This is a genomic window from Mannheimia sp. USDA-ARS-USMARC-1261, assembly GCF_000521605.1.
Classification (GTDB): domain Bacteria; phylum Pseudomonadota; class Gammaproteobacteria; order Enterobacterales; family Pasteurellaceae; genus Mannheimia; species Mannheimia indoligenes.
The window spans coordinates 597288-609777 of the sequence record NZ_CP006942.1 but is presented as its reverse complement, the minus strand read 5'-3'; the positions used below and the strand labels follow the sequence as shown (position 1 = coordinate 609777).

Annotated in this window: 10 protein-coding genes, 1 pseudogene and 1 riboswitch; of the genes and pseudogenes, 5 read left to right on the top strand and 6 right to left on the bottom strand. The window is 38.6% G+C overall.

The features are described 5' to 3' along the window. The first annotated feature begins 121 nt into the window (after positions 1 to 121). Positions 122 to 865: a YdcF family protein gene (locus X781_RS03020; RefSeq protein WP_025235499.1), complete on the top strand. Its 744-nt coding sequence runs from the start codon at positions 122 to 124 to the stop codon at positions 863 to 865. Positions 866 to 943: 78 nt separating this feature from the next. Here X781_RS03020 and priA read toward each other — a convergent pair whose 3' ends face one another. From priA to X781_RS03005, 3 genes and pseudogenes are all read right to left on the bottom strand, one after another. Continuing rightward, positions 944 to 3142, bottom strand: coding sequence for a primosomal protein N' (gene priA / locus X781_RS03015; protein ID WP_025235498.1), 2199 nt, complete (start codon positions 3140 to 3142; stop codon positions 944 to 946). A 77-nt stretch (positions 3143 to 3219) separates the two neighbouring features. Further along, positions 3220 to 4135: pseudogene (gene rarD / locus X781_RS03010) on the bottom strand (EamA family transporter RarD). Positions 4136 to 4263: 128 nt separating this feature from the next. Next, on the bottom strand, positions 4264 to 5481 hold the full coding sequence (locus X781_RS03005; RefSeq protein ID WP_025235497.1) for a pyridoxal phosphate-dependent aminotransferase: 1218 nt from the start codon (positions 5479 to 5481) through the stop codon (positions 4264 to 4266). Positions 5482 to 5667: 186 nt separating this feature from the next. On the opposite strand from X781_RS03005, the gene X781_RS03000 reads away from it, so the two are divergent. Together X781_RS03000 and X781_RS02995 are read left to right on the top strand one after the other, a co-directional pair. Beyond that, positions 5668 to 6972 (top strand): isochorismate synthase, encoded by a 1305-nt coding sequence (locus tag X781_RS03000; protein WP_025235496.1) that lies wholly within the window; start codon positions 5668 to 5670, stop codon positions 6970 to 6972. A gap of 229 nt (positions 6973 to 7201) precedes the next feature. Beyond that, positions 7202 to 8455, top strand: a complete 1254-nt coding sequence (locus X781_RS02995) for a hypothetical protein (RefSeq protein WP_025235495.1) — start codon at positions 7202 to 7204, stop codon at positions 8453 to 8455. A gap of 95 nt (positions 8456 to 8550) precedes the next feature. Here X781_RS02995 and X781_RS02990 read toward each other — a convergent pair whose 3' ends face one another. Genes X781_RS02990 through queC form a run of 3 tightly spaced genes read right to left on the bottom strand, consistent with a single transcriptional unit; the run spans position 8551 to position 10260 of the window. Further along, positions 8551 to 9177 carry a 7-carboxy-7-deazaguanine synthase QueE gene (locus tag X781_RS02990; protein WP_025235494.1) on the bottom strand — a complete coding sequence of 209 codons (627 nt, stop codon included), beginning with the start codon at positions 9175 to 9177 and terminating at the stop codon, positions 8551 to 8553. Then, positions 9177 to 9599 (bottom strand): 6-carboxytetrahydropterin synthase QueD, encoded by a 423-nt coding sequence (queD, locus tag X781_RS02985; protein WP_025235493.1) that lies wholly within the window; start codon positions 9597 to 9599, stop codon positions 9177 to 9179. The genes X781_RS02990 and queD overlap by 1 nt, the downstream gene beginning before the upstream one ends. Further along, on the bottom strand, positions 9592 to 10260 hold the full coding sequence (queC, locus tag X781_RS02980) for a 7-cyano-7-deazaguanine synthase QueC (RefSeq protein ID WP_025235492.1): 669 nt from the start codon (positions 10258 to 10260) through the stop codon (positions 9592 to 9594). The genes queD and queC overlap by 8 nt, the downstream gene beginning before the upstream one ends. A gap of 3 nt (positions 10261 to 10263) precedes the next feature. After that, positions 10264 to 10308, bottom strand: a riboswitch (PreQ1 riboswitch). 253 nt (positions 10309 to 10561) lie between these two features. Between queC and ubiK the strand changes: the two genes are divergently transcribed. Both ubiK and pgi read left to right on the top strand, forming a co-directional pair. Next, positions 10562 to 10810 carry a ubiquinone biosynthesis accessory factor UbiK gene (gene ubiK / locus X781_RS02975; RefSeq protein ID WP_025235491.1) on the top strand — a complete coding sequence of 83 codons (249 nt, stop codon included), beginning with the start codon at positions 10562 to 10564 and terminating at the stop codon, positions 10808 to 10810. A 39-nt stretch (positions 10811 to 10849) separates the two neighbouring features. Next, entirely contained in the window at positions 10850 to 12490 is a 1641-nt protein-coding gene (gene pgi, locus X781_RS02970; RefSeq protein WP_025235490.1) for a glucose-6-phosphate isomerase, read from the top strand.

Below are 12490 nucleotides of genomic sequence, written 5' to 3'. Positions count from 1 at the left end.
GCATCAGAAGATTTCTCCAAATGGAGCATTCTAATACTTTTCCATAAGGAAAAATAGACAATTCGTTGATAATCTAGGAAAATAAACACTTATTTACTCATCTTTACGATAAATCAATTTTATGTTTGAACTGATTAAATTCATTACGGCAATGATCCTACCGCCATTTAACATTATCCTGTTATGGTTGTTAGCATTAATTCTATTTTCAGTAGGCTATAAATATTCAGCTTACTTTTTTGCCCTGCTTGGCATTGCAATTTTATATATTTTCAGTATTCCTTACACCTCACAAAAGCTGGGTGATTCCTTAGTAGATAGTGGAGAAATGACTATCGAAAAATACAAAAACGCCCAAGCGATCGTGGTATTAGGCGGTGGATTACGAGACAGCCAAGAATTATTCGGAAAATTAGCGATTACAGGCATTCCACTGGAAAGAATGCGTTATGCTGCTTATTTACATAAAGAAACAGGCTTACCGATTTTAGCCACAGGCAGTAGCCCAAATGGCACATCTGAAGCAAAAGTAATGGCGGATGAATTTAAAACATTCTTTAACATTGAAACTAAGTGGTTAGAAAACAAAGCCAAGACTACCAAAGAAAATGCAATTTTTAGCCGTGAAATTTTAGAAAAAGAGAACATCAATAAAATTATTTTAGTAACCAACCAATGGCATATGAAACGAGCGGAAATGCTCTTTACCCAACAAGGTTTTGAAGTGCTTACTGCAAGTGTTGGCTCAGGAGATACCCCTGATCACTACAAGCTCAACTTTATGCACTTTGTTCCACAAGCCGGAGCAATGAACAGTAATATGCTGGCACTAAAAGAGTGGATTGGGTATTGGAAGGAAAAGTAGATAACAAATAAGGCAGGTTAAACCTGCCTTATTCATTTGCAAAAAATCACACAAAATCAACCGCTTGTTCTCTTCTTTTTACCCAATTTCTTGTGGATCAATATCCAAACTCAGCCTAATATTTGTTGGAATATCTAAACTTTCTTTTTCTTGATCAAACCAATTGAGTAACTGTTGCAAAGCATTTCTGGTTGGGTGTTGTATTAACAACAACCAGCGGTAAAAACCTGCTTTTTTTGCCATTGGAGCAGAAAATGGTGGAATCAACTGAAAACCTTGCCAATGTTGTTGTCGGATTTTTTGCTTAAAATAATCCGCAAGTTGTTCAAGCACTTTTAATGTTTGCTCATTATTCTTCCCTGTCGCTTTAAATAGCACTTGGGAGGAAAACGGCGGCAATGCCATTATCTTTCGTATTTTTAAGGCTTCTTTGGCAAATTCGCTATAGCCTTGTTCTAACAAGGTTTTTAACAATGGGTGATCCGGGTAGTGTGTTTGTAGCACTACTTCGCCCTTTTTCTCGGCACGTCCTGCTCTGCCAGCCACTTGCAAATAAAGTTGAGCAAGTTTCTCTTCCGCTCGGAAATCAGTCGAGAAAAGGGCTGAATCCACATTTACAATCGCTACCAACGTAACATTAGGGAAATGATGCCCTTTTGCTAACATTTGTGTTCCAATCAAAATTTGGCTTTTGCCTTCTCGAATATCGTTAAGGTGATTTTCTAGTGAACCTTTCCGTGAAGTAGAATCTCGGTCAATTCGAGTAACTTGGTAAGTTGGAAATTGCTCCTTAAGCACTTGTTCCAGCTGCTCAGTGCCAACACCGGTAGTAATCAAATTGGTTGAGCCACAATGTCCACACTGGCGAGGAATTACCCTCTGAGTAGCACAATGATGACAGCGTAGCACACACTGTTTTTGATGGTAAGTAAAGGGCTTATTGCACGCCTCACACTCGCAAATCCAACCGCATTCGTGGCAAAGTAACACAGGGGCAAAGCCTCTACGATTTAAAAACAGCATCACTTGGTTGCCTTGCTCCAAATGATGTTTCATCATTGAAAACAATCGTTCAGATAAACCCGCAGTAATGCGTTGTGTTTTTAAATCAATAATATGTTGATTAGCAATTTGTGCATTACCAGCCCGTGCAGTGAGCCCTAATTCAATGAATTTGCCATTTTGAACATTTTGTAGGCTTTCAAGGCTTGGCGTGGCTGAGCCTAGCACAATAGGAATATCTGCATTTTTTGCCCTCACCACCGCCAAATCTCGTGCGTGGTAACGCCAGCCCTCCTGTTGTTTGAATGAACTATCGTGTTCTTCATCTAAAATAATCGCCCCCAATTTCTTAAATTGAGTAAAGAGGGCGGAACGTGTACCGATAACAATCGCACTTTCGCCATTTTTAGCTCGAAGCCACGCATTCAGACGTTCAGTTTCATTCATATTGGAATGTAAAACGTCAATTTCCACATTAAAGCGAGCTTTAAAACGTTGTACCGTTTGTGGTGTTAGCCCAATTTCCGGTACAAGCACAAGCACCTGCCGGTTGCGTTTTAGTACGGTTTCGATAAATTGCAGGTAAACTTCGGTTTTGCCCGAACCCGTTACCCCATTCAGTAAAAAAGCAGCAAACTCATTTTGCACATTTAAACGGCTAACTACTAAGGTTTGCTGTTTATTCAAGGTGAGACGATTTTGCACATTCACTAACGGCAATTCGCCAAGCGATTGTTGCCACGATTGCGAAATAAAAGGCACATCAATTTTCTCAACATAACCTTTCTCTAATAATCCTTTCCACGCAGAAGGGCTGCAAGCGGTCGGTTTTTCAAAAAATTTTGCAAATTCGGCAAGTTCAGTTAAAAGCTCAACCTGTTTTTTGGCTTTTTTGTTTTCGCCGATAATTAAGGATTTTCTTCCTTGTTCCGTTACCACAAAATAATCGGGTTGGGAGCGTTCTGTAGAATCGCCATTACGAAGTTTGACGGGCAAAGCACTGTTTAATACTTCGCCTATTGGGGCGTGATAATAGCGAGCAGCCCAAGTAAGCAGCTGCCACATTTCATCATCGAAAAGAGTATCTAAATCTAATACGTTTTTAATCGGTTTAAGTTTATCAATTGGCACATCACTCGTTTGCGGAAAATCAACCACAATGCCGATTTTAGTTTGCCTGCCGAAAGGTACAACAACCCTGCTGCCCTTACCGGCATTCAGCTCGTCAGGCAGTAAGTAGTCAAAAAAACGATGTAACGGCACATTCAGTGCCACCCTAATTAATCTCACTTCTCTAAACCAATTTTGATCTCAAGCCCGATAAATTTAACCATTTCCAATAATTTACAATATCACTCATTATTCATCCTTAAACCAGATACTCGTTTTCGCTTTTTGTGCTGCTGCCGCAGAGCAATGATACCATCTAACACCAAAAATAAAATCGAAATCAGTAGGCAAATCATCAAGATATAAGATTCGCTTTCTAACTTTTCACCAATTAAGAAGGAAACTATCAACATCAATAGTGGTTCAACATAGCCCAATAAACCCAGTACATTAAAAGGTAAAATCGTGCTGGCTAGGGTGTAGCTGATAAGTGCAGTGCCACTAATTAAGCCAAGCAGAGCAATAAAATAGTAAATATTTGGATTTTGCATTTCTACATATTGCATATCTAGTTGGCTTATAAAATATAACGCAACAGGAAGTAGATATAAAATCTCCACTACAAAACTATGTAAATGACTTAAATCAAATTTTCGGCGGAGGGAAAAATAGATTGGATAACCTGTGCAGACAAACAAACTTTCAACCGAAATTTTACCTGTTAAAAGAATATTACTGATAACGCCTACAAACGCCACGACAATTGCCAACCATTTATTAAAAGAAAGCGTTTCTTTATAAACTACTTTTCCAAATGCCACCATCATAATCGGCATTAATAAATAGCCTATTGAAACCTCAATCGCTTTGCCACTATTGGGTGCCCACAAAAACAGCCACATTTGCCCCCCCCACAATAGATGCCGTAATGAAAATAATCAGTAACAAATGAGGTTCTCTCTTAAGGCGTTGGAGAAATGCTAAAAACTCGTTTTGTTTTTTAAATAGATATACGGCAAGGAAAAGAAAAGGAATCGTAACCACCATACGAATGCCGAAAATGCTCACACCTGTCAGCGGTTTTAGAAAGATCGCCAAATAGTACATACAGCCAAATAACATTGAGGCTGAGAGAGATAAAAGAATGCCTTTTAACATAGTGATAACCAAGTTTGTTGGGACGTAGTATGTGCGTCCACAAGCGGTTAAATTTCTTGAAATTTTTGCAGAGTAGAAAGAAGGACGCACCCAGTGCGTCCCTACAGAGAAATCAGAGGATATTTCACCTATTCCTGACGATAGGTTTTCAAGAAATTCGCAAGACGACCGATTGCTTCTTCAATTTGATGTGCGTAAGGCAACGTTACAACACGAAAGTGATCCGGTTTATGCCAGTTAAAGCCTGTACCCTGTACTAACAATACTTTTTCTTGTTGTAACAAGTCGTAAATAAATTTTTGGTCATCTTTAATACCATACATTTCAGTATCAATTTTCGGGAACATATACAACGCCCCTTTCGCTTTCACACAGCTAATGCCTGGAATTTGCACTAATAAATCGTGCATTTTGTTACGTTGCTCTAATAAACGACCGCCCGGTAGCACAAATTCATTAATGCTTTGATAACCACCCAATGCGGTTTGGATTGCGTGTTGCATTGGCGTGTTCGCACATAAACGCATTGAGGCAAGCATATCCAAACCTTCAATAAAGCCTTTAGCTTGATGTTTCGGACCGCTTAGCACCATCCAACCTTGACGGAAACCCGCCACACGGTAAGCCTTTGATAAACCGTTGTAAGTAACGGTTAATAAGTCAGGGGCAAGTGCTGCAATGTGGTGATGAACCGCACCATCATAAATAATTTTTTCATAGATTTCGTCTGCAAAAATAATCAGATTATGCTGACGAGCAAGCTCTGCAATTTCAAGTAAAATTTGACGGCTATACACCGCACCTGTTGGGTTATTTGGGTTGATGACTAAAATCCCTTTTGTACGAGGAGTGATTTTTGATTTAATATCTTCAATATCCGGGAACCATTCATTTTCTTCATCGCACAAATAATGCACCGCTTTACCGCCAGCCAAAGTTGAGGCGGCTGTCCATAACGGATAATCAGGCATAGGAATCAAAATTTCATCGCCATCATTGAGTAATGCTTGCATCGACATCGTAATCAGCTCAGAAACACCATTACCGATGTAAACATCGTTCACGTCCATTCCACGCATACCTTTTGATTGGTAATACTGCACAATCGCCTTACGAGCCGAATATAAACCTTTTGAATCGCAATAACCTTGTGCTTTCGGTAAATTACGAATAACGTCCACCAAAATTTCATCCGGTGCTTCAAAACCAAATGGAGCAGGATTACCAATATTTAATTTTAAAATTTTATGCCCTTCTTCTTCTAAACGGAGAGCTTCTTTATGAATTGGTCCGCGAATATCGTAACGAACCTGTGCTAATTTATCTGACTTGGGAAAACGTTCCATTGCTAACTTCCTATATGATTAATTCTGCTATTTCCGCATACGATTGTTTAAAAAATCGATACTTTGGAATGAATTTGCAAACATTACTCTAATTTGAGAGGAAAAAAAAGAGGAAATACGTTAAAATGATGACCTTTTTTTAAATCAGCTAAAAACAAGCGGTATAATTTTTTCATTCTTTTGCAAATGTCTATTTTTAACCAATTAAAACAAGAGCTTATAAAAATTTATTCAAAAGTAGGAAAAGGAGAAGGCTTAATCAGCATTCAAGCCTCCGTACCGCTATTTGAAGAAAATTTACCGCTACTTGGTTGGTTAAAAGCACAAAATCAGCACTACCCACACTTTTTTCTACAATATCGTGATAAAGATGAGACAATTGCAACTATCGGAGCAATTCGTCAATTTCATACCCTTGAAACCGCACAAGCCTTTATTCAACAATACAATTTGCCTCTAATCGGTGGATTACAATTTGAAGGTTACACTCAGTTTATTTTGCCTCAATTCACATTGGTAAAAAATCAGCAAAATTTGACCGCTTGTTTCTATTTCGATAGCGATAATATGGAGCAACAAGCGGTTGTTTTTGCACAATTTCTTGCAAATTTTGAGCATATTGAAAAATTGAGCTTGCCCGATAATCCGTTGCAATCCGTTGCAGCAGCCAGCAGTTTTGAGCAATGGGAAAGCAATATCAACAAAGCGATTTGTGCTATTGGACAAGGCGAGTTTCAAAAAGTGGTATTGGCAAACGCCATCCGTCTGCATTTTGAAAATCCGATTTGCAGCTATGATCTGATTGCACAAAGTCGCCAAATCAATCAAGGTTGCTACCATTTCCTCTGGGCTGAAAGTGCAGAGGTTGCATTCATTGGTTCAACCCCGGAGCGTTTATATCAACGCAAAGACAAGCAATTTTTTACTGAAGCTCTCGCCGGCACAGCAGCAGTTACACCAAGTGAAACCCAAACAGAACTGAATGCACAATGGCTATTAAGCGATCCGAAAAATATCCACGAAAATCAATTAGTTGTTGATGATATTGAGAGCAATCTTGCCGATTGTGTTACTGAATTTAAAGTATCTGAAGCGAAAATCAAACGGTTGCACAATGTCCAGCACTTACGCCGCCAAATTCAAGCTACGCTAAAACAAGGTGTTTTTGATAGCGATTGTTTAAGTCGTATTCACCCCACTGCCGCTGTGGCAGGGCTTCCTCGCCCAAAAGCAAAACAATTTATCACTGAAAACGAACCCTTTACTCGCCATTGGTACGCAGGCACTTTGGGGGTAATGAGTAATGATGAAGCCGAATTTTGCGTAACACTCCGTTCTGCCTTAATTTCACAAAATTCAATTACGCTTTATGCAGGGGCTGGCATTGTAGAGGCATCCGATCCACAATCGGAATGGCAGGAAATTAAACGTAAATCACAAGGTATCGCTAAATTATTGAATATTGATTTAGTAACAAAAGGGGATCTGTAAGGCAGACTTTCAGAACTTAAGCTCTTAATTATTTATTTCTCTATTTTCATTTCCATCTTCCTAAAAAAATACATTATCGCTACAAAATTAGTAGTGGATATTCCCATAATTAAAAAATTTTCATTAGGGAAACGTTTACGTAAGACTCCTCAGACCACTCATTCTTATTTTATATAAAAAATGTGATAGACTCCTCGCAGTTTCGTTTTTATATTTAAGGAATAACTGAATGAAATTCAATAAAAAATTAATTTTAACATTTGCTGCAACCTTAGTTTTAAGTGCTTGCGGAGGGAGCGGTAGCGGAGGTTCGTCTTCAACACCGAGCCAGTCCAAACCAGTACTAGAAACACAAAATAACACTCAGGGACAAAATGTTCCTCAGACACAAAATGCTTCTCAGGCACAAAATACTTCTCAGGCACAAAATGTTCCTCAGGTACAAAATGCTCCTCAGGCACAAAATACTTCTCAGGCACAAAATGCTCCTCAGGGACAAAATACTTCTCAGGCACAAAATGCTCCTCAGGTAGAAAATGCTCCTCAGGTAGAAAATGCTCCTCAGGTAGAAAATGCTCCTCAGGTAGAAAATGCTCCTCAGGTAGAAAATGCTCCTCAGGTAGAAAATGCTCCTCAGGTAGAAAATGCTCCTCAGGTAGAAAATACTCCTCAGGTAGAAAATGCTCCTCAGATAGAAAATGCTCCTCAAACAGAGCTTACTCCGCCCGTACTACAGCCACAATCACAAAAAATTGACGCTTCTTTTGAGAAAATTGGTTCAGTAAAACTCAATAAAGACGCTCAAACTCTTGAGCTTAGTAGATTCACTTTGGTGGATAAAGCCGGTACAAAGCCAAAATTTGATGTGGTAAGCGGTAAACAAATTATTGAAGAAAAAGATTTTCTCGTATTAAATTTGGCTGATATTAATGCTGAACAACTCTCTAGCGATTTTCTTATCCGCAGTAGCGATGAGCTATTCTATGGCTACTATAACGATACAAATAGCAAAAACCTTGTCGATGCTGCCGATAAATTCAGTCAGTATTTTGTCGTGTATGATGAGAAACGAGTAAATAATAATATCTCTGATAAATTAACAGCAACTTACCATAAAAAAGAAGGATTTGTATATGGTTCAAATCCACATACTAAAGAATTTGCCGCACGTATCAGCAAATTGGGTGATGTAGAAATCCAATTTAAAGATGGTGTAGCAACTGGAAGAGTGAAAGATGGAAACTCAGATATCTTTAATATTACTGGTAACACCAAGCAGTTAGAAATTGCACCAACAGAGGGTAACCCAATTATTACGGCAATTTTAACCCAAAATCAAAAAAGCTATACTCCAGGAATGGAAAAAGCAATTATGGAAACTAAGTTTATTGATTCAAAGGCTGGTAATTCTGACCAAAAATACTTAATCGGTGAAGCAAAAAGCGATAATTGGCAAGCTATAATGGTTAGCGAGAAAAAATAAAGTTATCTTCTGCTAAAAACTGAAATAAAAAGACTGAGTCTGGATAATATCGGCTCAGTCTTTTAAATTGAAGAAAATCATCTTCTAACTTCTACTTATTCAATCCCCACAATTTTATGCGTTTGGATACTTAGTTGCCATTTAGGCTTATTTGGACGCTGATTTAATAACCCAATCTGGGTGATGGTTTCCAACAAATTCATTTTTCCCTCTTTTTCACAAGGCGAAAGGTAATAATGCTCTGCTTTAATTTTATTTTCCAATTGCTCACAAAACGTTTGAACCTCACCATCCACCACCACTCGCACTTCATTAGCAAATTCAATGCAACGGCGTTGATATTTTTCTTGATACATTCGTTTTGGGCTAGTTGCTATATAATCAATTTGCGGTGGTATTTCTTTTAAACCGTTAGTTTCAATCGCTAAAAAATAGCCTTCTTTTTTTAGTTGATTAAGTAATAGCGATAAATTGGGCTGAATAGTTGGCTCTCCACCGGTGATGATGATATTTTTTGCCGAATAACTTCTTACTTTGGCAAGAATCTCATTTAACGTCCATTGCTCAAATTGATTGTAATTGGTGTCGCACCACGGGCAAGTGAGATTACATTTGCCAAAACGCACAAAAATTGAAGGCATTCCGGTATTAAAACCCTCGCCCTGCAAACTCTCAAAAATTTCAACTATCGGAAAGCTTGGGTTAGAAATCAATTCTGCCATTATTTGCTGTACTCACAATAAGACGTTGGCGTTTCCCACAGGCGAATTAAACTTACCGTCAACCCCACTTTCTCGAGCTTTTCAAACATATATTTTGCCATTTCTTCTGCTGTCGTCCGGCTTGGAATACCGTAAACTTTCGATTTTAAATCGATAAGCAATTGTGCCACTTGGCTTTCACGTTCGTTGTGTAAATCGTAGATAAAGGCGTGATCCATCGGATCTAAAATATGGGTTTTCACTATTGCCTTCAGATCCGAATAATCCATCACCATTCCACGTTTTGCTCCTTCTTGGAACAGCTCTCCTGCTACTTCAACTTGCAATTTATAAGTATGTCCGTGCAGGTTTTGGCATTTTCCATCGTGTCCATCAAGCATATGAGCCATATCAAAACTAAATTCTTTTGCAATTTTAAACATTGGATTGTCCTCTTTCCGCCAAATATTCATTCAAACCTTTTTCTCGCAAAATGCAACTCGGGCAGTCGTGGCAACCGCCTTCAATGCCTAAATAACAAGTGTGGGTATGCTCACGAATATAATCAAAAGCCCCTAATTTATCGGCTAATGCCCAAGTTTCTTTTTTGGTGAGATACATCAATGGTGTACGAATGTTGAAGTTGTAATCCATTGCTAAATTTAGTGTTACATTCATCGATTTCACAAATACATCTCGGCAATCCGGATAGCCACTAAAATCGGTTTCACACACACCGGTAAAGATAGTTTGGATGCCCTGCCCTTTAGCATAAATGGCGGTATAAAGCAGAAAAAGTGCATTACGCCCATCAACAAAAGTATTAGGCGTGCTACCTTGTTGCTCAATTTTAGCACTATTATCCATTAACGCATTGGTGGTAATGGCTTTAATCACAGAAGTATCAATGAGCGTTTGTTTCACGCCTAAATCTTTGGCGATCCATTCAGCTTTTTCAAGTTCAATAGAATGGCGTTGTCCATATTGGAAAGTAAGCACTTCCACATTTTCTTTACCAAATTCAGCAATGGCTTGGAATAAACAAGTGGTAGAGTCTTGACCGCCTGAAAAAATCACAACGGCTTTTGGAGTTTGAATTGTCATTTTATGTCCTTAGTTTTTTTGCGTGGGAGGTTTGCGAACCACGAATTAGTCAATACAAGCGGTTACAAAAAACATCGCTTTTTGAATGTTGGCTTTGCCAACGGCAGCGAAGTTGTGAACAATCCTTACAAGGATTGTGAATAATTTTGGCTTATATTTTACGAAAGGCGGCATTTTACAGAGAAATAAGATAAAAGGCTATTTAAATAGTACCAACTAACGCAATAAATCAAAGAATTTACTTTCTCTTATACCTAAAATTAACTAGAATTAGGGTAATTTTATTGTAAGGAATTAGAAAATGCTCACGCCTAAAAACTTAGAAGCTATTGCTCAACAATTACACAATGCGTTACCCCAAAGTCTAAAAAATGTAGGTAACGATCTAGATGAAAAATTCAAACAAATTCTACAAGCTCAGCTTGCTCGCCTTGATGTAGTAACTCGTGAAGAGTTTGATGTTCAATCGCAAGTTTTACTTCGCACGCGCGAGAAATTAAATGAATTAGAAAAGCGTCTTGATGAATTAACTAAAGATGCTCAATCCTAAACCGATTTCAATTTGTAAATTCGTAAAAGGAAATAAAAAATGCAGAAAATCAATCCTGTCCAAACCTTTGCTTGGAATGCTTTGACTCAGCATAAAGCAGATAATCTCCCCATTCCTCAACTTTTCGCCGAAGATGCCAGCCGTTTTGATAAATACTCCCTTCGTTTTGAAAATGAATTGCTGGTCGATTTTTCTAAAAATGCGATTAATGACAAAACCTTAACCCTTCTTCGCCAATTAGCAAATGAATGTGGTCTGGATTCAGCTAAAAAGGCAATGTTCTCAGGTCAAAAAATTAACCGTACCGAAAATCGTGCCGTTTTACACGTAGCATTGCGTAACCGTTCTAATACGCCAATTGCTGTTGATGGTAAAGATGTAATGCCGGAAGTGAACGCTGTATTAGCTAAAATGAAAGCGTTCTCTGAGCGTGTGATTTCAGGCGAGTGGAAAGGCTATACAGGCAAAGCGATTACCGATGTGATTAATATCGGCATCGGTGGCTCAGACTTAGGACCTTATATGGTAACAGAGGCGTTACGCCCTTATAAAAATCATCTGAATATGCACTTTGTATCAAATGTCGATGGCACTCACATCGCAGAAGTGTTACGCAAGGTAAATCCTGAGACGACCTTAGTTTTAGTTGCTTCAAAAACCTTTACAACGCAAGAGACAATGACTAACGCCCTTTCAGCTCGCAAATGGCTATTGGATTTTGCTAAAGATGAATCAGCGGTGGCAAAACATTTCGTGGCACTTTCAACTAATGCGAAAGAAGTCGCAAAATTTGGTATTGATACTGAAAATATGTTTGAGTTTTGGGATTGGGTAGGTGGTCGCTATTCACTTTGGTCTGCAATTGGCTTATCTATTGCCCTTTCTCTTGGCTTTGAAAACTTTGAGCAGCTTCTTGCCGGTGCTCACGCAATGGATCAACACTTCTTATTAGCTCCAATTGAACAAAATATTCCAACAACGTTAGCTTTAGTGGGTATTTGGAATAACAACTTCTTAGGAGCAGAATCTGAAGCAATTTTACCTTACGACCAATATATGCACCGCTTTGCGGCTTATTTCCAACAAGGCAATATGGAATCAAACGGTAAATTTGTGGGTCGTGATGGTAAGCCTGTTACACATCAAACAGGTCCTATTATTTGGGGCGAACCCGGAACAAACGGTCAGCACGCGTTTTATCAATTAATTCATCAAGGGACTAAATTAATTCCTTGTGATTTTATTGCACCGGCTCAAACGCACAATCCGTTAAGCGATCATCACAACAAATTACTTTCTAACTTCTTTGCTCAAACTGAAGCACTCGCATTTGGTAAATCCAAAGAAGTAGTAGAAAAAGAATTCTTGGACGCAGGCAAAACGCTTGAAGAAGTCGCTGAAATTGTACCGTTTAAGGTGTTCACCGGTAATAAACCGACTAACTCTATCTTAGTACAAAAAATCACACCGTATAGCTTAGGGGCATTGATTGCTATGTACGAACACAAAATTTTCGTACAAGGCGTGATCTTCAATATCTACAGCTTCGACCAATGGGGCGTAGAGCTTGGCAAACAACTCGCTAACCGCATTTTGCCTGAGCTAGAAAATAATGAAGAAATTACCAGCCACGATAGCTCAACCAATGGCTTGATTAACCAATTCAAGGCTTGGAGATAA

Bases quoted from the DNA above. Each gene is read 5' to 3' on its own strand.
- X781_RS03005 (WP_025235497.1), bottom strand. From the start codon at position 5,481: ATGGAACGTTTTCCCAAGTCAGATAAATTAGCACAGGTTCGTTACGAT.
- X781_RS02990 (WP_025235494.1), bottom strand. From the start codon at position 9,177: ATGGCAGAATTGATTTCTAACCCAAGCTTTCCGATAGTTGAAATTTTT.
- queC (WP_025235492.1), bottom strand. From the start codon at position 10,260: ATGACAATTCAAACTCCAAAAGCCGTTGTGATTTTTTCAGGCGGTCAA.
- ubiK (WP_025235491.1), top strand. From the start codon at position 10,562: ATGCTCACGCCTAAAAACTTAGAAGCTATTGCTCAACAATTACACAAT.
- pgi (WP_025235490.1), top strand. From the start codon at position 10,850: ATGCAGAAAATCAATCCTGTCCAAACCTTTGCTTGGAATGCTTTGACT.
- X781_RS03020 (WP_025235499.1), top strand. From the start codon at position 122: ATGTTTGAACTGATTAAATTCATTACGGCAATGATCCTACCGCCATTT.
- X781_RS02995 (WP_025235495.1), top strand. From the start codon at position 7,202: ATGAAATTCAATAAAAAATTAATTTTAACATTTGCTGCAACCTTAGTT.
- X781_RS03000 (WP_025235496.1), top strand. From the start codon at position 5,668: ATGTCTATTTTTAACCAATTAAAACAAGAGCTTATAAAAATTTATTCA.
- queD (WP_025235493.1), bottom strand. From the start codon at position 9,599: ATGTTTAAAATTGCAAAAGAATTTAGTTTTGATATGGCTCATATGCTT.